The 23,880-nt window shown below is 40.0% G+C and carries 14 protein-coding genes; 5 read left to right on the top strand and 9 right to left on the bottom strand.

Features of this window, described 5'->3' with window-relative positions; all coding sequences use genetic code 11:
- Window positions 1-17: 17 nt before the first annotated feature.
- Genes ORI89_RS06660 through ORI89_RS06670 form a run of 3 tightly spaced genes read right to left on the bottom strand, consistent with a single transcriptional unit; the run spans window position 18 to window position 4,819 of the window.
- Window positions 18-1,568, bottom strand: coding sequence for a sodium:solute symporter (locus tag ORI89_RS06660; protein ID WP_268229663.1), 1,551 nt, complete (start codon window positions 1,566-1,568; stop codon window positions 18-20).
- Window positions 1,561-3,222: a ribulokinase gene (locus ORI89_RS06665; protein WP_268229664.1), complete on the bottom strand. Its 1,662-nt coding sequence runs from the start codon at window positions 3,220-3,222 to the stop codon at window positions 1,561-1,563. Before ORI89_RS06665 ends, ORI89_RS06660 begins: the two co-directional genes overlap by 8 nt.
- Window positions 3,212-4,819: a fucose isomerase gene (locus ORI89_RS06670; RefSeq protein WP_268229665.1), complete on the bottom strand. Its 1,608-nt coding sequence runs from the start codon at window positions 4,817-4,819 to the stop codon at window positions 3,212-3,214. The genes ORI89_RS06665 and ORI89_RS06670 overlap by 11 nt, the downstream gene beginning before the upstream one ends.
- A gap of 395 nt (window positions 4,820-5,214) precedes the next feature.
- On the opposite strand from ORI89_RS06670, the gene ORI89_RS06675 reads away from it, so the two are divergent.
- The 3 genes from ORI89_RS06675 (at window position 5,215) to metQ (ending at window position 7,521) form a co-directional block, all read left to right on the top strand.
- Window positions 5,215-5,961, top strand: a complete 747-nt coding sequence (locus ORI89_RS06675; RefSeq protein WP_268229666.1) for a methionine ABC transporter ATP-binding protein — start codon at window positions 5,215-5,217, stop codon at window positions 5,959-5,961.
- A gap of 5 nt (window positions 5,962-5,966) precedes the next feature.
- Complete coding sequence (gene metI, locus ORI89_RS06680; RefSeq protein WP_268229667.1) at window positions 5,967-6,623, top strand: methionine ABC transporter permease MetI; 657 nt, start codon at window positions 5,967-5,969, stop codon at window positions 6,621-6,623.
- Window positions 6,624-6,708: 85 nt separating this feature from the next.
- Window positions 6,709-7,521: a methionine ABC transporter substrate-binding lipoprotein MetQ gene (gene metQ / locus ORI89_RS06685; RefSeq protein WP_268229668.1), complete on the top strand. Its 813-nt coding sequence runs from the start codon at window positions 6,709-6,711 to the stop codon at window positions 7,519-7,521.
- Between the two features lie 17 nt (window positions 7,522-7,538).
- Here the strand turns inward: metQ and ORI89_RS06690 are convergent, their stop codons facing one another.
- Complete coding sequence (locus tag ORI89_RS06690; protein WP_268229669.1) at window positions 7,539-9,032, bottom strand: acyl-CoA dehydrogenase family protein; 1,494 nt, start codon at window positions 9,030-9,032, stop codon at window positions 7,539-7,541.
- Between the two features lie 216 nt (window positions 9,033-9,248).
- The gene (locus tag ORI89_RS06695; RefSeq protein ID WP_268229670.1) at window positions 9,249-9,680 is read right to left on the bottom strand and encodes a cold shock domain-containing protein; all 432 of its coding nucleotides are present in this window, start codon (window positions 9,678-9,680) and stop codon (window positions 9,249-9,251) included.
- Window positions 9,681-10,293: 613 nt separating this feature from the next.
- On the opposite strand from ORI89_RS06695, the gene ORI89_RS06700 reads away from it, so the two are divergent.
- Window positions 10,294-11,649 carry a KamA family radical SAM protein gene (locus ORI89_RS06700; RefSeq protein ID WP_268229671.1) on the top strand — a complete coding sequence of 452 codons (1,356 nt, stop codon included), beginning with the start codon at window positions 10,294-10,296 and terminating at the stop codon, window positions 11,647-11,649.
- Window positions 11,650-11,695: 46 nt separating this feature from the next.
- On the opposite strand, the gene ORI89_RS06705 is transcribed toward ORI89_RS06700, so the two are convergent.
- The gene (locus tag ORI89_RS06705; RefSeq protein ID WP_268229672.1) at window positions 11,696-12,163 is read right to left on the bottom strand and encodes a Tll0287-like domain-containing protein; all 468 of its coding nucleotides are present in this window, start codon (window positions 12,161-12,163) and stop codon (window positions 11,696-11,698) included.
- Between the two features lie 416 nt (window positions 12,164-12,579).
- Here ORI89_RS06705 and ORI89_RS06710 point away from each other — a divergent pair, with 416 nt between their 5' ends.
- Complete coding sequence (locus tag ORI89_RS06710; protein ID WP_268229673.1) at window positions 12,580-12,996, top strand: NUDIX hydrolase; 417 nt, start codon at window positions 12,580-12,582, stop codon at window positions 12,994-12,996.
- Between the two features lie 7 nt (window positions 12,997-13,003).
- On the opposite strand, the gene ORI89_RS06715 is transcribed toward ORI89_RS06710, so the two are convergent.
- The 3 genes from ORI89_RS06715 to ORI89_RS06725 all read right to left on the bottom strand — a co-directional run bounded on the left by ORI89_RS06715 (window position 13,004) and on the right by ORI89_RS06725 (window position 23,802).
- A complete protein-coding gene (locus ORI89_RS06715) occupies window positions 13,004-14,791 on the bottom strand; it encodes a DUF4091 domain-containing protein (RefSeq protein ID WP_268229674.1) in 1,788 nt (595 codons plus the stop codon).
- Between the two features lie 642 nt (window positions 14,792-15,433).
- Window positions 15,434-16,378 carry a PorP/SprF family type IX secretion system membrane protein gene (locus ORI89_RS06720; protein WP_268229675.1) on the bottom strand — a complete coding sequence of 315 codons (945 nt, stop codon included), beginning with the start codon at window positions 16,376-16,378 and terminating at the stop codon, window positions 15,434-15,436.
- A 5-nt stretch (window positions 16,379-16,383) separates the two neighbouring features.
- The gene (locus ORI89_RS06725; RefSeq protein WP_268229676.1) at window positions 16,384-23,802 is read right to left on the bottom strand and encodes an MBG domain-containing protein; all 7,419 of its coding nucleotides are present in this window, start codon (window positions 23,800-23,802) and stop codon (window positions 16,384-16,386) included.
- Window positions 23,803-23,880: the final 78 nt, after the last annotated feature.

The following is a 23,880-nucleotide window of genomic DNA, read 5'->3' on the forward strand; positions in this document are numbered from 1 at the left end:
CATAGAGCTGGATCAGTTTATTTTTTCCGTATTCGTTGACTAATACTACCTACAAGAAAAATAGTTAGTGTTCCCACCACAATGATCATATTGGAGTGCAATGGATTTTTCAGATGAGCCAAATCTGCTGGCAGAATGTATGAAAAAGTCATCCATAAAATAACTAATATACCGGCTATTGTACCCACAACTGCATCTTTATTTCCAACATGCTTACCAATGAGTCCAAGTAAGAAAAGTCCCAACATTCCACCAGCAAATATACCTGATAAAGTCCACCAAATATCCAACAAACTTTTTACTCCAATCATTGCAATCCCACATAACATACCTACCAAACCTACAATCACAGTTGCAATATATAGCACTTTCAGACTTTTACTATCCGTTGCCTTTTTATTAAAATAGCGTTTATAAATATCTTCTGTAAATACTGTTGCTGAAGCATTCATGCCTGAGCTTATCGTACTCATAGCAGCTGAAAGGATAGCTGAAACAATAAGCCCTAAGATACCGGTCGGGATCATATTTACCATAAAATGAGGCATAATCTTATCACCATAATCTGCTGGCAATAATGTAGAAGCGAGTTCTTTTACGGCTGGATTATCTTGCGATAGCCCCAATTGCTCTGCAGCTGCCTGCAGCTTTATGCCGACTAATAAATCTGGGTTTTGTTGATAGTAGGTATATAAACACGCACCGATAATAAAAAACAATAAGGAGACAGGCACGTAAATCCAAACACATAACCAAACCGACTTATTCGCTTCTTTTGCAGACTTTGCAGTATGATAACGCTGTACATAATTTTGATCCATTCCAAAATTATTAAGGTTAATAAAAAAGCCGTACAACAATACAACCCAGAACGAAGAGCTTACAAAATCTAATTCAAATGTTCCTAAAGAAAACTTCCCCTCTGCTTTACCCATAGCAATGATATCCGAAAACCCTCCTGGCACCTCTTTTACAACGAGATATATAATTATCAAAGCGCCAATAGTCTTCAGAATACCCTGCACTACTTCAGTCCAAATTACTGCTTCTATTCCTCCCATTACAGTATAAATAACGATACATATGCCTGTAATAAGCATAATAGCAACCATACCATAACCGGTCAAAGCCTGTAATGTCAACGATATTCCAAAAAATATAGAACCGATCCTTGCCAGCTGTGTCAATAAAAAACAAGCTACCGCATAAGTCCGTGCCCAAGTTCCAAACCTTTGCTCTAAATTAGTATAAGCAGACACTTCTCCTGTACTTCTATAAAAAGGAACAAAATACTTGGTTGCCACCCATGCAGCCAAAGGCATGGACAAGCTAAACACAAAAGCATTCCAATTGCCTCCAAATGCTTTCCCAGGAACCCCTAAAAACGTATTAGAACTTAAAAATGTAGCGTATATAGATATACCAATTGCCCAACCAGGAATCCGACCTGCAGCTCGTGTAAATTCATCTGCCGATGTATTTCTCCGAGAAAAATAAACACCAACAAGCACCATTGCAATTAAATATACAACAATAATGGCTAAGTCAATAAAGGGTAAATTATTCATAATTCAGTCGACTTAAAGTCTTATATTTTTTGTACAAAATATTATAAATTTCTTGTTTACTAGCATTCGGAATGTAATTTTTATTTACTGCGGCTGATAAATTTTTCTTCGCTTTTTGTACATTTTCAAAAAGTCCAGCAGCAGTTGCTGCGAACACCGCAGCTCCTAAAGCACATGTTTGATCGCTATCTACCACCTTTACCTCGAAATTCAGAACGTCTGCTAAAACTTGCATCACATAGGGAGATCTATTAGCTATTCCTCCTGTTGCTATGACCTCATTGATAGCAATACCAGCAGACTGAAAGCGCTCTATAATCGCTTTAGAACCAAAGGCAGTCCCTTCTACTAAAGCTTTAAAAACATGTTCAGCCCCTGTCGCCAATGAAAAACCCATAGCGGCTGATTTAATAGTAAAGTCCGCATCTGGTGTTCTGCGTCCGTTAAAATAATCGGTAAAAACTAAATCATCTTCCTTCACCGATAATAAAGCTGCTTTATCACTGAGATAACTCAAAAAATTATCTTCCAAGTATTGTTTGTGTTGTTTATCTATATTTTCTCCGGACATTTCGAATACAGACTTCAACAACATATCCCTAAACCACCTGTATACATCACCAAAGGCAGATTGACCTGCTTCAAACCCTACTGTATCGGGATCTATAGAACCATCCACCTGTCCACAAATCCCATCTACCAAAGGTGGCGCTACCCCTTTCGGCACTGTCAACATATCACAGGTTGATGTGCCTACTACTTTTATCAAAGCATATGGTTGTATACCAGCACCTATTGCTCCATGATGTGCATCTATCCCTCCCACTGTAATTTTAGTATCAGGGGAAAGCCCAAACTTATCGACAAAATATGGTGCTATATTGCCAAAAACCTCATTCGAAGTATATGTTTTTGTATAGAACCTATTATTCAGTTGATAAAATGATGGATCTAATGAGCACAAAAACTCTTTAGAAGGCAAGCCTCCATACTGTTCATTCCACATTGCCTTATGCCCTGCTGCACAACGGTTACGCTTCACGTCTGAAAGCTTTTTCACTCCGCTCAAATAAGCAGGAACCCAATCCGACTGCTCCATCCAGGAAAAAGCTTGTTCTTTTACACGACTATCACGCCGGTTTACATACAATATCTTAGACCAAAACCACTCTGAAGAATAAATCCCTCCGCTATACACCGTATAGTCTACTTTCCATTTTTTTGCTAAAGCATTAATCTCGTCAGCTTCCTTTATTGCAGTATGGTCTTTCCATAATATAAACATCGCATTCGGATTATCTTTAAATTCTTCTTGCATAGCCAATGGCTGTACATTTTCATCGACTGCCACGGGTGTTGAACCTGTCGTGTTCGATCCTATTGCAACAATGTTTTTTCTATCCGACGCTGCTATATCTTTCAGCAAAGTTTCCAGCAGGTCATCAATAGCTTCTATATAATCCAGCGGATGCTGCCTATATTGATCCAGTTCAGCATCACAATAAAGACCTTTCTTCCATCTACTAAACTCCGAAACAGCTTTAGTTAAAATCTCACCTGTTGCCGTTTCAACAAGAATGGCCCGCGCCGAATCTGTACCAAAATCAATTCCTATAACCCATTTACCCTTCATCTTATCATACTTAAACCCCACAGAAGTTCACTTTAACACCTAGCTTATCAAAAGTTGCAGCCTTAATCCGAGCCGCCCTTTCCACATCATAATCTCCATCAACATATACCACCTGAATATGGTTTGCTTTGTGCTTCGCCATCATTTGATTCCTACTTACATTATCTAAAACAGCATGCATAATTGGCCATTCCGGATTCGTTAATTTCCACCGTCTCTCTGTCTCTTCTTTACTCAATTCAACAACTTTTCCAGTTCCTATGTCACAATGCAATTCATTATTCTCAATATACACTCTACTCCAAACGATTTTACCAGGTCTACTGACTCCTCTTAACGTCCCTCCTCCTTTTTTAAAAAACATTGGCGGCTGCCTTATGCTGTCGGCACCCTTATAGCCGTCAATAAAATGAGATGCAGGCGCAGCTCCTGAAATTAAAAATACCCATACAAACTCTTCTCTTCCATCCACCTCTATGTATTCGCCATAACGGATATCATGCAAGGTATTATCGCCATTTAAACCTAGTTCCCGCCACAAATGATAAGTTATGTATCCGTCAATACCGGCACATTCATCCACCTCATTAAAGTGTGGCAAAGCTTCTCCCTCATAAAGTATCTTTCCTTCCGCATTTTTGACTGGCGGTCTATCGGTATTGTTCAATAACCCCTCTACCAGATCACTGGCAGGCGTTAACTCTTTTAAACCTTGCTGATATTGTATACCTATTGCAGCACAGCCAAACTCGTCGGCTAAGCGTAAAGCGGCGATATACATTTTACACTGTATTAATGTTTGTTCTTTGGTCAGCTGGTTTATTGGGTCATCTCCCCAGTCAAAACGCATGCCTTTATTCAACATCCAATCTAAAACTGCATTCGCCTCCACATCAGTTATTTCTAACATTTTTGCATAAAGCGTCGATTGGCTTAAACGCTCCTTATAAATCCCCAAACAGTGTATTAAAGCATCAGGTACTATTGCATTAAACATCCCCATGCACCCCTCATCAAAAACTCCGAATATAACTTTCTCTTCCAACAATTTTTCAGCAAAAGAAGATGCTAATCCCTTGTCTTTTACAGATAATCCAACATCTGTAAACGCACTAACATGGCTATAATCATGCTTAATAGCTTCTCCTGTCAACCACTTTTCCAATCTTTGCAAAAAGAACGTATCCTCGAAATCCACCGACCATAGAAAGCTGTACGCTTTTTCCGCTTTGGTCAATGAACCTGTAAGATTCAAAGCGCCTACCAACCCTGGATATGTTCCATCCCAGTTAGCTACAATCAAAATCGGTCCTCTATGCGACAATAAACCTGCTAAAACATGATGACTATATTGCCAAGTACTTATTGCAACAATCAAATAAGCGTCCTTATTTATCTTTCTAAACATCTCCATCCCCACGTATTGGTAGTCTACAAAACCATGCCCCTTGTCACTATTAAAGTCATATGCTTTCCACGATGTCCATCCAAATTTAGCCAAAGCTTCATCCAGCTTTTTTTCCATCGTTTCTTGCATTGGCCAACAATCTAAGTTTGCTGAAGGTCTTAAATCGCCACTGCGGACTATCACTACTTGTTTAGATTCTAATCGTGTCATAAATACTCGTGTTTTGGTTATAAAACAAATATCTTCCAAAAAACCGATCTATTTTTTCAAGAAATTATCCAATTATTCTAACATCATACCATTTTTACCTCTTCCACTCCTCAAGTGACTTGTAAGTATTAATAATTGATATACCCATAATTTAGTCTACTGCTGAAAATTAAATCCAACACATCTTTACATAAACTAAAGGTATAAAATTCAAACAATAGACAGAGCTCCTACCCTTTAAAAAATGAAAAAATAGAGTTGATAGCCCTCCTTATAGCCAAGGTCTTACTATTCCCTATAAAACTTATAGACTAAATTTAAAATCACTAAAAAAACAGTATCTTTGTCCTCACAAAAACCCTACTGATGGTTTGTTCGCATGAACGAAGGTTTATATGATTAGATTAGAGAACATTAACAAAACATTCTTCAAAAAGAAGAAGGAGATACAGGCACTGAAAAACATATCTCTTCATATCCAGAAAAAAGATATTTACGGAATCATTGGTTACTCAGGCTCTGGAAAAAGTACTTTAGTTCGTACCATCAACTTATTGGAGCGTCCGGAAAGTGGTGCTGTTTATGTTTTTAATGATAATTTAATCAATCTTGACGAAAAAGGGCTCATTAGTTATCGTCAAAAAATAGGTATGATCTTCCAGCACTTCAATCTGCTATCTTCGCGTACTATATTTGAAAACATAGCTTTTCCTTTACAACTTACTTCCATGAATACGGAAGCTATTAAAACTAAAGTAGAAAGTTTACTTGCATTAGTTGGTCTAGCAGACAGACATGACGACTACCCCTCAAGCCTGTCAGGCGGACAAAAACAGCGAGTCGCTATTGCCCGCGCTCTAGCCTCAGATCCTCAAATATTATTATGTGATGAAGCAACCAGTGCATTAGACCCACAGACCACACGATCTATACTCTCACTATTAAAAAAGATAAATCAAGAGATGGACATCACCATTGTGCTTATCACGCATCAAATGGAAGTTGTCCGTGCTATCTGCAATAAAGTGGCAGTCATCTCCGATGGCGAAATCATCGAAAGCAATACTGTTGAAAATTTATTTAGTAGCCCCCTTTCTCCGATTACAAAAGATTTATTAAACCCTTCTCTAATTATTGATTAAATAGTATGTCTGAAGCAACCCTATCATTACTTTTAAAAGGCACGTGGGAAACCATTGTAATGACCTTTTCTTCTGGTTTTTTCAGCTTTGCACTAGGGCTTCCCCTTGGCATTCTACTATTCTTGACACGGGAAGGACAGCTCCTCGACAATAAGGCTAGCAATCGCGTTATCGCTTTCTTCGTTAACATCTTTCGCTCTATCCCGTTCATTATATTAATAGTTTGGATGATTCCTTTTACTCGAATGATGGTTGGCACTTCCATTGGTATGAAAGCGGCGATTGTTCCTTTAAGTATAGGTGCCGCTCCTTTTGTAGCTCGTCTTGTCGAAAACTGTTTATTGGAGATCCCGTATGGTGTTATTGAGGCCGCACGGTCAATGGGTGCTTCCACTTATCAAATTATCCGAAAAGTATTGATACCGGAAGCCCTTCCTGGCATCATCAACAGCGCATCTCTTACATTAATTACTCTAGTAGGCTACTCAGCAATGGGAGGGGCAGTAGGTGCAGGTGGTCTTGGGCACATCGGTTACCAATACGGTTATATTGGCTACGATGCACTCATCATGAACTCTGTCCTGATCCTTTTAATAGCCATTGTGTTTGCTATTCAGTTTGTGGGTGATATTATTTCTAAACGTGTTGACCACCGACAGTAATTACACATAACTTATACACTCGTAGTAACTACTTTAATTTGAAAAGTATATCTTCATCCTGACTATACATTTAAAAACAAACTATATGTTCCAAAAAACTCTTAAAAAAACTACCGCACTATTTCTTATAAGCAGTTTTGTAGCCTGCGGTTCGGGGTCTGACAGTAATAGCTCTACGCTTCGTGTGGGTGTCCAAGCTGGACCTGAATATAAACTAGCCGAAGAAGCTAAAAAAGTTGCTAAAGACAAATACGAACTGGATGTAGAATTGATTTCTTTTAATGATTATGTTATGCCTAACGAAGCGTTACGTCAAAAAGATATTGATTTAAATGTTTTTCAAACGAAACCTTTTTTAGAGGAACAAACAGCCAATCGAGGTTATGATTTCGCCATAGTCGGAAAAACATTTGTCTTTCCGATGGCAGGCTATTCTAAAAAAATAAAAAGCATAGATGAATTACAAGAAGGCAATACCATCGTTATCCCCAATGACCCTACCAATCTAGGTCGTGCATTATTACTTCTACAAGAAGTTGGCTTAATAGCGTTAAAAGATGGTGTTGGTTTGCTCCCCAGATTGACAGATATCCAAGAAAACAAACTCAAACTTCAATTCTTAGAACTGGAAGGCCCACAGCTTCCCCGTACATTGGACGACAATAAAGTAACGGTTGCTATCATAAACAACACATTTGCGGCCAACTATGATTTAACGGCTAAACGCAACGGTATATTTATTGAAAATGAAAATTCCCCCTATGTCAACATAATTGTTAGCCGCACGGACAATAAAGAAGATGAGAAAGTAAAAACATTTTTGAAAGCCTATCAATCTGAAGAGGTTGAGACTATGGCGGAAGAGGTATTTAAAGGTGGTGCTATCAAAGGCTGGTAGCAGCCACCTTTATTTTCTTATATAAAGTCGATCCAGTTCGATCCTTCTTGATATTCTACAATCGGAACTGCATTATTACGGCTGGATAGGTCCGAAGTAATTCTCTTCACATCCATTTCCATATGCTTACAACAATTATCATATAAATCTTGACGGAATCCCTTATCTACCATCTCATTTACATACTGCAAACAAACCAAACGTGCAACAATCTGGCCAATCAGAACCATTTGTCTTTGTGCTAATGTATCTGCTACAAGATCAAAATCTAATGTCTTGCTAAATCTATCAGCAACTAATTTGGTCTGTTCAAATTGAACTAGGAACTTATTGAAATTCGTTTCTTTGCTTTTACGCATATGCTTCAATACAATTTCCGCAATCTGTGTGTAGAGCATTTCGTTTGATCCCTCAAAAATTTGAAACGGCCTACTATCCATAATTCCACGACCGCCAATATGTTCTATCTTATAACCGCTTGATCCGGCCAACTGCACACAAATCTGCGCAGCTTCTTGCATCATGTCAGTGACCAAAGCTTTCATACTGTTTGCTTCCAATCCTTTGCCCGATAGATCAAACTCAACACCACTAATTGACGTACTTTTCGCACACATCCCTGAAGTTAGTGTGTATGACGACTGTATACGTGATAGTTGGTATTGCACAGAATCTAATGCAGTAAGTGGGTTGGCTCCTACTTTTCTATTTTGGCAGTGCTTCAAAGACTCATCCAACATACGCTGTATAAATCCCATACCCATTCCTGGAAACTGCAAACGGCTTCGATGTAAAATATCAAGCATCATTTTCAGTCCAGTACTCTGGAGAATCAATTTTTGATTAGTTGGTACAGTAACATCAATATTATTCAAACCGTAAGGGATCATGTAAAGTCCCGGGTTATTAAAATACTTTTCTACTACTATTTTTTGTTCAGCTTTGCCATTGTCCGTTACAAAAAACTCGACATCACGCGCTAAGTCTCCACCTTCCAACTTCTTTCTTGCAGCCACAATCCAAAAGTCTGCCATTCCAGTCAATCCTTGCCAGTGTTTTTGTCCTTTCAACGTATAACCATCAGCAACCTGTGTATATTCCGTGCGCATATTCAAAGCATCGCTACCATAGTCAGGCTCTGTAATCATGAGCCCCCCCATTGCTTGCTCTTCAATAAAACGTTTGAAAACTACTTTCTTCAACTCTTCATCCCCATATCTAGCCATTGGTTCTAGAAAAAGGGCAATATTAATTCCAAATGTCAAAGATAATGGAAGTGATTCATAAGAAGCTGCAGAAAGAATACTCAAGCATTCTTCTACTTTTACGCCTCTACCATCAAATTCTGTAGGTACAGCTACCGACAATGGCTTGAGGTCCATAATTCCTTTCCACATTTCCTGCGGCAAGCCTCTTTCCAGGCTTAACTCATTGATATTTGATTCATTATGAAACAAATCAAATAACCGACTTTTAAATTGGCTTATAAAGCGTGCGAAGCTCTCGTTCATGTACTATTTTTTTTGGGACATTCTGATCCGGCGACAAAATTACGAAATATAAAGCTCCCAAAGACACATGGTAGCAAGAATAAGCTCTCTAAATAACAAAACAAACTATAAAACAAGAAGTTACATTTTAAAATTAAATATTTTCGTTACCTATTTCGACCTATAAATCTTCGTTTTCTCTTAAATTTACTAAATGTTGTAAGTCAATAAACCTAATTACGCTTCAAGTTTGACCTCCGAAATTTGCTCTCCCTGCTTCGTGCGTACTGATTTATACTGTACACGCTGCTCGACCTTTAGTGATATGCCCGCTAAACGATCATTAAAATAAACGGTTTGTCGCGTCACATTATCACGGATAAATCCGTAACGGCCTTCCTCGTTATAATAAGAAACTTTTCCATGCATGAATTCATCTTCACCATCTCCCGGACGTACAAGATCTTCTTCTTTAAACTCATACTTTTTCTCGGGCGGAGTATCTGATAAATTCCCATGCTCATCCACGTAAGCAAACATTTCTTCAAACGATTTCCCTTTATCGTTATTTTCTTTGCTAAACTCTCTTCTTTCGAGCTTCTCTTTTTTCTTTAGCTGTTTTTTCTTGGTTCTTTCTTTCTTGTTAAATGTAATTTGGCTTTTACCCATTAAATAAAATGATATTAAGTGAAATAAATATTTTCTTTGACTTCTTAAAGTAGCGGATTTTCCAGCCTTGCGAAAGGTAAAAAGGCGATATTTAAGGCGTTTTCACAAATATACGAATTTTATTCTTCAAATCACAGTTTACCAAAGTCCTCGACCAGCCAATCGTATCTCACTCTTGTTTAATCTCAGATAATTACTAAAAATATAAATGGTTCTACAAATAGCCCATATTATATCTATAAAAAAACCAATACCATATAGCAATTTATATACGGTATTACTTCAATTATTTTATCCCTCTCCTCTCATTCCGTTGAAAGGAGAGCAGCTTTAATAAAAGCACTAAAAAACGTCTTTATCATGCCTACTAATAAATCCGATTTCAAATAAAATGGCTCAGTTATTTTATTTTTAACATTCTTTTATCTATATTAAATTTTTCCGCACACAGCGGAATTTTTCTAAAACGGCAACACAGCTCATCTGATGGCCGATTAATCTATTATTCAACAGAACACATTACACTGAGGATGAGCAAAATCACATTTTTATTCGTTATAAAATATGATTTCCCGTTACGTAAAGTATTTTTTATTGTTTTAAACAACTTAATATGATTAAAAAAGAAATGAAGTATAAGGCTTATCAGGTACACAACTTTAAAACTATCCCCCAACTAACTCGCATGAGTGATGAAGAAAAAATAAATATAGAGGTTGTGGGCAATGTTCTCCCTTTTAAAGTAAACAATTATGTCATCGATGAATTAATTGATTGGGACAACTACCTCGATGATCCGATTTTTAGACTTACATTTCCACAAAAAGAGATGCTACATCCGCAAGACTTCGCAACTATGCGGGAAGCACTTGACGCAAACAGCAGCAAAGATGAGCTTAAATTAATAGCCGACTCTATTCGAACAAAATTAAATCCACACCCGGCCGGTCAAATGGAAATGAACGTACCGCAGTATAAGGGTGAAAAACTCGAAGGCATACAACACAAATACGAACAAACGCTACTATTCTTTCCTAGTTCGGGACAAACATGCCATAGTTACTGTACATTTTGCTTTCGCTGGGCACAGTTTGTTGGTATGGATGGTCTAAAATTTGCCATGCGCGAAACCGAGCAGTTAATGGGCTACCTTGAAGAACATCAAGAAGTAACGGATGTGCTTTTTACAGGCGGCGACCCTATGATTATGAGTTTTAAAGTATTTCAACAATACATAGAGCCCTTTTTAGATCCCAATAATAAAACCAACATACAGACTATACGCATAGGCACTAAAGCTCTGGGTTTCTGGCCTTATAAATTTATTACCGACAAAGATGCTCAAGATTTTTTAGATCTTTTTAAACGTATAGTTGAAAGCGGCATCAATCTTTCTTTTATGGCCCATTTCAACCATATCAATGAATTAAAAACAGATGCTGTCCGCGAAGCAGTTCGACTGATCAGAGCTACCGGCGCACAGATACGGACCCAGTCGCCACTAATTAAAAACATAAACGACAACAGCGATATGTGGGCAGAAATGTGGCGTGAGCAAGTCAATTTAGGCATGATTCCTTATTACATGTTTGTCGAAAGAGATACGGGTGCGCGCCATTACTTTGAAGTGCCTCTCGAAAAGACATGGGAAATATTTCAGCAAGCTTACCAACAAGTTAGTGGTGTCTGCCGCACGGTACGAGGACCTAGCATGTCCTGTACACCAGGGAAAGTAGAGATATTAGGCATTAAAGAAATCCCTTTACATGGAAAGATGGAAAAAGTGTTTGTTCTCCAAATGATTCAAGGTAGAAATCCCGACTGGGTAAACCGCCCTTTCTTTGCTAAATACGACCCCGAGGCGCGCTGGATGGATGATTTAAAACCTGCCTTTGGTGACAAGTTTTTCTTCGACGACGAGCTCAATGCTTTAATAGAAGAAGCTTATCTAGATTCCCAAAGTGCTTAATAAAAGAGGGGGCTACTTTAAAGCAGCCCCCTCTTTTATTACTTTTCTATCTATCCGCAAAAGTTAATTTCCACATCCCCCTCAAATCCCCCAGCTCATACCCCGTAGCTTTGTCTTCTGGATATTTCTCATGAATAACCTGCAAAGCCTCCTCTTTTATCTCTTCTACCTTACCATGGCATTGCATACAGGTTTTCATAGCTAATAAAATAGGTCTATAATACACCACTTTTCCTTTCTCTTCTTCTATAATGAAATCTACCTTCTCTTTTTTAACTCTCTCCCATGCTTCTATATCAGCATTTGTTTGAATAACATTATCTGGATTTCTATTTTTATCCGATAATCGCTGAATATAAACTTTATTTAAATTTGCCATAGAGTCTGTTATGGGCAAAGCATGCTGATGACAAAACTCCACAGCATATCCAACACCACCTTCTCGTATAGCTTTAGCTACATTACTCAGCAATTCATTTTGCATCTCCATCGAAATACGATTACCCAATTTCATATAAGAATTTTTTTCATTTTCTGATAAATGATGCTGTCCATCAACATTACACGCAAAACAAAATAACAGCAATACACAAAAAATACTCAGTCGCCCCATATATCATATATTTAAACTTTCTCGAAAAAACGAAACCTGTGTCTACAAAAGTTATCACTCTAGATTTACTCACATACGCCTGAGTAGCAAAAAACAAGCAATCTACGAACTATGTCCATACACTTCAAAAACCAGTCCAAAACTAAACTCATTCATGCACTCATAAACTACAGATAGTTTATCAATCATCAACTATTGATATGTATACATACTTCAGCACTTTTCTCTAAAACTATTGCCACAAACGGTCATATATTTCCAAGACATCATTGTATATTTACACAGCTACTTCATTAGCTATAACACAGATATATTAGATGGAAAAAACAACAAAACTACCAACAGCAGGGCTTCTCGTCATACAGAATAAACGATTGCTATTAGCTTTCAGCCGAAATAAAAAAGCGTGGTATTTACCAGGCGGAAAAATAGATCAAGGAGAAACCGCAATTTCAGGTTTAATAAGAGAGATAAAGGAAGAACTTAATCTCACTATCAATCAGTCCGAACTCACTTATTATTGCCACATATCAGCTCCGGCTTATGGCGAAAATAAAAATCTAATTATGGAGCAGGAATGCTATTTATATGACCTAAACGAAAACATCTCCCCTTCTAGTGAAATTGAGGCGGTTCGCTTTTTTAGTCTTGAAGATTATAAAAACGAACCGGCTCAAGTTATTGGTGTATTATTGGTATTTGAAAAACTAATAGCCGACAAACTTTGTATCTAGTAGTATTTTAAATGGCCAACTCCTTACTTATTTCATTTAAGAGATTTTTAGCATTATTTAAGTCTGTATTCCATCTATCCGTTCTTTCTGCGCTATTTAATTTTTGTATAGCTTCTTCTAACTTTTGCAAAGATAAACTGTCGTTCTTTTGTTTCAATGCTTTTTTTACAAGCTGTACTTTTTCATAGTCTTGTATACCTTCCAACATTCTTTCATAACGGATAGAGCTCCTACCATTCGGATATACAATAAATGTATCACCTGCAGGCCAGGTACGGAACCTAGAATCTAAAATCGGGTTTTCCACCCACGAGTTAAATGCCCAATGCAATAAGCCATCAAAATTTGCAGCTTCCGCATACCAGCCCATATAGGCCGACTCGGCAGGATCCGAAAATGTAAACTGATTAGGGAAGTTATTACCACAATAGACATAAAATGTCGTATTTAAACCTCTACTTTTACGATCCTTCAGGTCTTCTTGCGAAAAAGGATGATCGGCAGCTATACTAATATCATCACTATCTGGATAACGTTGATAAGTTTTCTGGTTATCTGCATAAGACACACCTAAAGCTGGGGCAATCTTCTTCAAAAGGCCCAAAGCCCCATCTACTTCCTCTTTTGTCCGCTCATCCATTGCAATATTGGTAATCTCTAACCAGCCTTTTTCTCCTAAATGTTTCACCAAGTCTGTCAAAAAAGGAGCCCATAGCTCTTCAAAAATAGGCGTTCCCGGTTTCGCTACCACATTCACTATTTCACCTGTTGCTACATCTCGATAATGTATTTCATTATTCCAAGGCACAATCGAATAAATGTTAAGCATTTTATTAACACCTAAGTCCATCATAAACTGTACCCATCTATCAAAAACTTTATAATCGTATGTCCAAGTTCCATCCGTGTTCTTATTCCACACAATCATATCTGCATACGGGTCGTAGGTTTGCACATTCCAAGGGTCTTTATTCATTGTTGCCGTAATCACTTTTTGCCCTGCATCAGCTAACATTTTCATAATAGGCTTCATCTTTTCAAAATGTGCATCACTCCACATTTCTAGCCCATGCACTCTTGCCACTGCTGACGGATGCTGCCATTGGTCTAGATGAAATCCCCATTCAGCAGGTTTTGGCAAAACATTATTCAGTACTGTTACCTGAAGATTTAATTTCTCTACCGGCTTTCCCTTGCGTGCTATCTGTACTGTTGCTACATAATCTCCAGCTTGGGCTTCCTGAGGTATATTTAGCGTAATCCATACCGGTCGTGCCTTAGCTGCTTCCAAATTAAAAGAAGTTAAGTCATCCAACATATCGGGTGATAGGGACGACACAAAATCCTCCTTCTTGCGGTAGCCACACCCCGCAGCAAACTCATCTGTCATGACATACCTTACAAACCTTGCAGAGGCAGCATCAGCTGATATTTTTGCTCCTTTAGCCCCTTTAAAATCCGAGACACTCACCTCCACATCATGTACTGCATCTTTTGTCCACAACAAGACCTGTGCAGAAACCCGCTCTCCTTTCCATCCCATCAGCGTTTCGTTCTTTTTCTTCAACACATCCGGCACCAAAGACTTTGGATAACGCTTATCTATTGTTACGAAAGAACTATGGAGCCCTGCTTTCACTTTCGACCAATCTGCGAGGGTGTCTGCCGTCGGATCCGCCATTTCTTTAAAATTCACCAATTCAAAAGCCGGAGTCTGCGCATAAGCTCCCCCTAAGCCGCAGAACATCGAAACAACAAGAGCAAAAGCAATTTTTCTAGGTTTAAATATCATCATATATCGATAGTTAATATTTTCTATTTGTAAAAAACAGTACAAACTAGCGATTTTTGCACAACAACACAATACAGGGTTCGGAAACAAACGTTTGCACGAATTCATTTCATCACAAATGTTACCTAGACAAGGTATTAAACAATCATAATTTTGGCCTAACACATACCTCGTTAAAGCAATATTACCTACTTATTTCATACAGCATAAAAAAACTAAAAAAATCACATCAAAAAAACAATTATTTTCTCATCCCATGTAGCAACCCTTTCATAGTAAACGTTTTATTTATACATGATTTTTCTATATCATAATTTGATAATTATCATATAGAAACAAAATTCTATAAAAAGAGCATGAAAATAAAACTAAAGCCCCAAAGCAATTATTGTATCATTAATCAGCTTTATAAAAGGAAAAGAAAAATCATAGCCTATTTAATAGCCTTTTCATCTCTTTATCTAATAATAACCACCATCATCGGATTACCCATCTTTCTATATAAAACTACCCTCCTTGCTCCCATAATTTTAGGGGCTGTTATTACCTTTATCTTTTTAAGTGTCCGGTTAACCAAAATAGAACTTAAAATTAAACAACAAAAAAACACACATTAATCTCTATTCTTAAAAGCGCCCTCTATTCTTACAAGCGTTTCCCCCATACCCTGCCCCAATATATAGAAAGCCCCAGTTCATGTGTGCTGTTGCTAATGAAACGGTTCAGGTTGCTGTTCTTCAAGTTCTGCTGATAGCTATACGCAAAGCGGATATTCTTTAAATTAAACTCCGCATGCCCCATCAGGTCGCCACGTTGCCGGTACCCGCCACCGATACCAAACTTAGAGGTAAAGAAAATCATAGCCGATACATCAAACTGTAAGCCCGTCACCTCACGGTAGCTACTCAATAAACTTGGGCGAAGATAAATACTCTCATCCAAGTCAAAGATAGCGGCACCCGAGACATAAAACGTATTGTCACGGCCGAACTGACGAACATAGTCCGAATCGTTCGAGCCGAAGATAGCCCGAGGCATAGCAAAACCAACATAATAACGATCAGGTCGCACCAACGAAACCGAAAGGCCGTAAAGCAAAGTGCCGTACTGCATATCACCAAAAGCAGGATCCGAAGGGTCTAAACTGCTGTAATCGCCCCGTTGCTGGGTGTAGCCCAGGTTTACACCCAGACCCAGGTATTCCGACTCCGAAATGCGCAGCGTTTTTGTGAAGTTGGCAGAGGCCTCCGTGCTGCGCTCCACACCGATTTTAAACTGCTTGGCGTTTATCCCAACAACTACCCCCTGGCTACCCAAAGCCATATTCGCGTTAAACCATATGCTTTTAGGAGCCCCTTCCATACCTACCCATTGGTGGCGGTACAGTAACGAAGCATCGCCTTCGCCCTGCGAAAGAAGGGCATTAAAACTGGGATTCAAAGTCTTTGAAAATGAACCTGACAATGCAGGGTCAATATATTGTTGTGCATACACCATACGGCTACAAAAAACTAATAGCAGTATCGATAAAACTATATATAATATCTTCTTTTGTACCATCGTTATCACCGTTCTTAAATTATCCTGCATAACTGTTATTTACGTACCACAAAATATCCTTTATCATACTCCCATTTACCAGCTATCTTCACCTCCAGCACATAGAAATAAGTACCGTTCGGCACTGGTCTACCCGCTTTACTACCATCGAAAACAATAGAAGCGTTGTCATAACCTTCAAAACGCTGGATAACAGCTCCGTTTGCGTCAAAAACAACAAACTTATTCTCGGGATACTGCTCGATACCTTCTATACGTAGAAACTCATTGATACCGTCGCCATTAGGCGATACAGCCGGGTGTACTCTGACAGGAAGCTTAGCCCCACGATCATTTACAACCTCTAAAATCTGTTCTACAGCTTGCGCAGCAATATGATTAGAATCGCCGGCCTGCTCCGCACGTATGAGAGCTTGTCCTACTCCCTTAATCAAGAGTTCACTTGCTCCCTGCACTTCTGCTACAAGCAGATTATCACTAAACACTTGAATCGGTAGATCGCTATTACTTGTAATATCAAGCTGCACCGTACCTGCGTCACGATATTGAGCAGAAATTCGAGCAAAACTAAGCACTTGCTGCAATGGCGAGATCGTCAGCTTCGCTGTTTTACTAAGTCCCCGAATATAGTTATCACCTGCGTCGACCGTAGCCGTAACCACATATTCGCCTGCTTCGGTCTGCCCGTTACCTACATACGTAACCGCAGCACCAACAGGTAATCCTGCTACTGCCAAAGAACGAGAGGAACCATCGTAAACGAAGCTTGCATCATCAAACGTAAAGGCCGGCAATGCCGCTTTCTTAATCGTCAGCTTGGCGGTCTGCGAACCGTCCTCATAGTTGTTACCGCCAGCAATCTTAGCTGTCACCGTATATTCGCCTGCTTCGGTCTGGTCGTTATCTATATAACTGCTCACTATAGCACCGGCAGGTAGACCGCTAGCTGTCAGAGATCTTGCCGTACCGTCGTAAACGAAACTTGCATCATCAAAAGTAAAGGCCGGTAATACCGCTTTCTTAATCGTCAGCTTGGCGGTCTGCGAACCGTCCTCATAGTTGTTACCGCCAGAAACCTTAGCTGTCACCGTATATTCGCCTGCTTCGGTCTGGTCGTTATCTATATAATTGCTCACTGTAGCACCGGCAGGTAGATCGCTAACTTTCAGCGATTTTGCCGTGCCGTCGTAAACGAAACTTGCATCTGCAAAAACAAAGGCCGATAATACCGCTTTCTTAATCGTCAGCTTGGCGGTCTGCGAACCGTCTTCATAGTTGTTGCCGCCAGCAATATTGGCCGTAACCGTATATTCCCCAGCTTCCGTCCGGTCGTTGCCTATATAGCTCATTATAGTACCGGCAGGTAGGCCGCTAGCTTTCAGCGATCTTGCCGTGCCGTCGTAAACGAAACTTGCATCTGCAAAAGTAAAGGCCGGTAGTACCGCTTTCGTAATCTTAAAATCGGCTCCTGTAAAGTCTATATCGTAATTAGCGCCCGCGCTTAAATCGCCTTGCTCAATCGTATAGCCCCCCACATCCTCGCCTACAACTCTACTCAATGCACCGCTTAAGATGCCGTTGCCTTCTGCACCCTGATAACCCGAAACAGTATAAGTAAACACAGGATCAGCTTCACCGTATACTTTACCCTGTCCACTGTTGGCAGTTACCGTTAACGTAGCTTGAGTAATAGCAAAATCAGCTCCTGTAAAGTCTATAGCGTAATTAGCACCCCCACTTAAATCGCCCTGCCCAATCGGATAAACACCGACGTCCTCACCTACTGTTCTGCTCAATGCACCGCTTAATATGCTGTTATCATCTGTACCTTGATAACCAGAAACGATATAAGTAAACACAGAATCAGCTTCACCGTATACTTTTTCCTGTCCACTCGCAGCAATTACCGTCAGCGTAGCTTGAGTAATAGCAAAATCAGCTCCTGTAAAGTCTATAGCGTAATTAGTACCCCCACTTAAATCGCCCTGCTCAATCAGGTAGGCTCCTACATTCTCGCCTACTGTTCTGCTCAATGCACCGCTTAAGATGCCGTTGCCGTCTGCACCCTGATAACCCGAAACGGTATAAGTAAACATCGGATCAGCTTCACCGTACATTTTGCCCTGTCCGCTGACAGCAGTTACCGTCAGCATAGCTTGAGTAATAGCAAAATCAGCTCCCGTAAAGTCTATAGCGTAATTAGCACCCGCGCTTAAATCGCCCTGCCCAATCGGATAAGTCCCCGCATCCTCGCCTGCTGTTCTACTCAATGCACCCGTTAAAAGCGTTTCATCATCTGCACCTTGATAACCCGAAACGGTATAAGTAAACACCGGATCAGCTTCGCCGTATACTTTACCCTGTCCACTGTTGGCAGTTACCGTAAGGATAGCTTTAGTAATCGTAAATTGGGCTGATACAAACACTACATCGTAATTAGCACCCGCACTTAAATCACCTTGCTCAATCGGATAGATCCCAACATCCTCGTCTCCAACTCTGCTCAATGCACCACTTAAGATACTGTCGTCATCTGTACCTTGATAACCCGAAACCGTATAAGTAAACACCGGATCGGTATCACCGTATACTTTACCCTGTCCAACGTTGGTAGTTACCGTTAGCGTAGCAGCCTCAATTTTGAGCGTGGCTGTCAGTTCTTTGTCCAGCCCACAACCCGAAAGTGTAGCCGTAACGGTATAAGTTCCTACATTTACCGCTTCCGTAACCACAGCACCCAATGCGTCCTTGATTTCGTACACAGCAGTAACACCCTGCGGAAGATCTGTTGCTAGTATCGTATTCGCAATGCCATTATAAGTAACGGCTGCATCTTCAAACACCACATTATCGTAATTGACCTGTTCGCCCTGGAATTCATAAGCTCCCATATCGATGATACCTCCATTAGCAAAGTCATATACCCTTGGGTTACCTACCAGATCTTTCGTATCGGCATCGAGTCCAACAAAATGACTGTTGCTACCTGCATTCACTACCGGAGAACAGGCGGTCAACCTATAATCCCCACCCGCTACATCGGTAAATAGATCGGTATAAACAGCTGTACCATCCAAATTACCATCAGCTGTACTGCTTTCGCCCTGAACCAAGCTATATTGGATGCTTTTATCGATAATTAAATTATTAGCTCGTAAACTACTCTGAGAATTGTCTGTACTTTTTACATTACCATACACCACACTATTGTATGTTGTAAAACGATTAGTTCCCGTTCCATCCAAATAAATATAGGAGCTACCTTTATTCCCGGCAAGCGTACTGCTGTTCAAATTTATTTCATTTAGCCCTGATAGTACCCTAGTATAAATCCCTCCACCATATTGCACTGCAAAATTTCCAGTCAGAGCAGAATTAATCATAGTCACGCTCAAATTAGTCCCAACGGCACATATACCACCAGCATAAAGACCTGAATAATTATCACTTACAGTAGAATTTATCAGGTTTACTGCTACAGAAGAAACATGGACCCCCCCGCCATAATGTGAAGTAGAATTTCCATTTACCATAGAGTTTGTTAGCCTTACTGGCTTGAGAGAATGAAAGTATATCCCTCCGCCATAATTTCTATCAATTATACGCCCTTCTACCTGAATTTTTGACATGACATTAGCATTACCACCGCTTATGGTAAACCCATCCAGCTTTACTTCTGCTCCATCGGTATGACCAACTGCTACTACCACGTGATAGGCATTATCTTTCCTAGTGTGGTGATCTTTTAGCTGCACTATGGGAATATTGGCTTCGTCGTCGCCCGCTAGATCCCCGCTTAGTACGGTACCTTCTCCCGGAGTACTGCCGACACTTGGGATTATACGCTCGTGGCTCAGCTCGGTGATGCCATTTGCGGGGTCAAAACCACCGTAAAGCTGTACGTTGTTGACCAGCAGAAAGCTCTTGTCTCTATCTGTAGTAGGGGTATTGTTATTGTCTACATCAGCGAGTTTATACTTCGGCAAATAAATCCCTTTGGCCACATAGATCTGCAAGCTGTCGTTTTGCAGCCAATCATTGTCAGCCTCGTGGTTCTCTCTTGCCCATTTCAAAGCATCTGCCAGTTCGGGTATAGCATTTTCCCAGCTGTCCCCAGATCCGGTATAGCCCGTAGCAGTCTGATCTACGTTTTGGTTGACGTAGAGGATATTGTCCGCATTCGGACTATATTGAACGCCTTGATACTCATAGGCTCCCATATCGATAGCCTCCCCTCTAAATCTCCTTTCACCTGCCAAGTCCCTTCCCCAAGATTCATTTTCAGCTTCGGGCATTAATGATGGATTAGCCGAAGGTGCTGCGTCATGCAGTAGGTTCCAATACACCTGTGCATTCCCTGCATCCTGAGCTTGACTAGATTCCTTTAATTTGAAATCCCCTTCCTGCTCATTTCTAAACGGGCTTTCTGTTGTAATAATATTTCCTCCACCATCAGTCCAAACAATACTTTCAAAATCATCATCTCCCACGAGTAAAGTATTTTTCAGTTCCGACACTCCTATTTGACTCCATTCATCATCCACCAATATACTATTGGACAGCAAAAATGTCGTTCCAAAAAAGCCAAATAATGATGAGCTACTGATCGATTGGTTGTCATACATCGTCAAATTTGAGAAATTTCCTTTTCCCTCAGCTCCCCAGAAAACTATTGCTGCTCCATATTCAGCTGTATTATGACAAATCAATATATTGTATAAAAAGGAATAGTTTTGGATGGCTTCCATCGCTATAGCTCCCGCATGTTTATCCGCGTGGTTTTGAGAGATCACTAAGTTTCTTAAGACTGGACAGGAATTATACAAGTGGATACCACCACCATTCCAGCGCTTTATATAGTTACTATTTATAGGGATTGAAGACTGTCCACCTGTTGCATTTCCGCCATGAATCAAAAACCCATCCACCAATGCCTTCCCTACATCTCCCGATGAAACCATCACATGATATGCATTATCTCCTTTCTCTGCTGTCATACCTATATCACCACTTAGAATTGTGCTACTTTCCTTTGGTACACCATCTGCAAGCACTTCCGGCATCACACGAGCGTCATCTAGTGTAATTATATTATTTAATGGGTCAAAACCTCCATACAATTGAACGTTCTCCACCATCAGGAAACTTTTATCTCGGTTATCCGTTGGGTTAGCGGGATCGACGATCCCATCTTCAGGCGAATACTTAGGTTTGTATATGCCTTTGGCTACGTAGATCTTTAAAGGATTGCTGGCACCCCATAAGTTAGTTGCTTTATTATCGTTGGCCCATTTTAGCGCATCCGCCAATTCAGGTATAGCATTATCCCAGCTATTGCCCGAGCCCGTATAGCCCGCAGCAGTCTGATCTACGTTTTGGTTGACGTAGAGGATATTGTCCGCATTGGGAGTATATTGGACGCCTTGATTTTCATAGGCTCCCATATCAATGGTATTATTATACAATCTTGGATTGCCTGCCAGATCCAGGTCATTGGCTAAATCGCCTTGATATAAGGTATTACTTCCTGCATCTATTGCCGGACTATTATCTGTCAAACTATAATCACCATTAGCAGAGTCGGTAAAAACCTGTCCGATAGTAAGACCAGCTGCGCTAACATTCCCATTTGCCGTACTCGTTTCACCCTGTATCAAACTATACCCAATATTTTTTACCGGTGTTCCGATCATTGAGCTGTTACTATTATCGGCTTTTCTATTATCTAGAAAAACACTATTACCTACATTAAAGTTCCGTTTTCCACCGTTATAAGCGATGTAAGAATTTCCTCTATTCCCTACGACAGTACAGCTATGTAAAGCAATCGTATTTTCATGATTAGTACCAAAAGGAGCTGATGTACTAATTGCTGCTCCATCATTCTTTGCTGTGTTTTTAGTCAGCTCAGATTTAGAAATCTCGACTCTAGAATACCCCCCATCAGCACCTGAAAAAATGCCACCTCCCTGTAAGTTGGAGTAATTTTCATTAACTCTTACCAGACTGATATTCAGCAAAGACGAGGCCCCTGCTGTAGCATTCGTAAATGCGTCTGAAAAGATCCCTCCCCCAAAACCACCAGAATAGTTTCCGCTAACAGCTCCATGTTCGAATATTATACTAGAAGCTGAAGTTTTAGTGCTATTATTAGGGCTATAATAAGATTTACTATAAATTCCACCACCGTTACCTACCGCATAGTTTTCTATTACATGGACATTTTTCAATATTATTTCAGAATGTGGAGACTTAGAAATCGCAAATGGTGCATAAGCATAGGAGTAAATGCCACCTCCCTCACTATCAGTCGAATTCCCACTAATCCTCGAGTTATTTAAGGTCAGGGTAATCTTTCCCGAAGTTGAAAGATAAAATCCACCCCCTGCGTTTCTAGAAACAGTTGTATTCACCCAAATATCCCCACTACCATCTGCGTTACCTCCGGTTATCTCAAATCCATCTATAAAAACATTTAAGTCCTGATCGTCACCTGAAGCCATCACTACGTGATATGTATTTTCATCATTATTTTGAATACTTAGACTAGTCCCTAGTCCGTTTACAATATCATTTTCGTCCAAATCTCCACTCAGTATAGTTCCCGTCGCCCCTATTGCGGATAGTACCCGCTCCGTTGGGTTTGACTCTACCCCTACAAATCCCCCGTAGAGATGTACATTCTCCACCATCAAAAAGGTATTGTCACGCCCTTGGTCCGTACCGTAGTTTGCACCATCTTCGGGAGAATACTTCGGCCTGTAGGTACCTTTGGCGACGTAAATCTTTAAAGGATTGTTGGTATCCCAAAAGTTAGCTGCTTTATTATCGTTGGCCCACTTCAGCGCATCTGCCAGTTCGGGTATAGCATTTGCCCAGCTGTCCCCAGAACTGGTATAGCCCGCAGCGGTCTGATCGACGCTTTGGTTGACGTAGAGGATGTTGTCAGCGTCTGGCGAAATTACTGACAAAGCCAAACTAGACACCGCTGTTACCAGCTGTATACGAGTAGATTCAACAAATTCATATTCTACAAACCCAGCTATATTATCTATAGTCGATCCTAGCAAGGCTCTCAATACGCCGCCCACCGTTTCTGCATAAACCAACATCAACTCTTCTGCTGCCACACCATTTAGCGCACCCGTTTCATAATACATTCGAATTTTACCTTGATAATCAATGGGCGCAGCAAATTTATAAACCTGCTTAATAGACTGTGTACCATTGTAAGGCAAGTCTGTAGCGGATTGCTCCAAAAGGTTGGTAGAAAATGTAATATCCACTGATGGAAAAAGCTCTAGCCTATTGACCGAAAACGGTGTACCCGACTTAACAAACATTCCATCGCTACCAACAGCTAATTGTGCAGCAACTGGAAGAGAAATAAACAAACACATACTCAAAATGAGCCCCGCAATCTCGTAGCGAAACAATCGATTTATACTCTTCATATAACTTCTAAGGAAAGGCAAGAAATACAAAACACATCATACTTTTGCCTTGGATTCATTACTTTGACTTTTTTATTC

The organism is Sphingobacterium sp. UT-1RO-CII-1 (assembly GCF_026711005.1).
Lineage (GTDB): Bacteria > Bacteroidota > Bacteroidia > Sphingobacteriales > Sphingobacteriaceae > Sphingobacterium.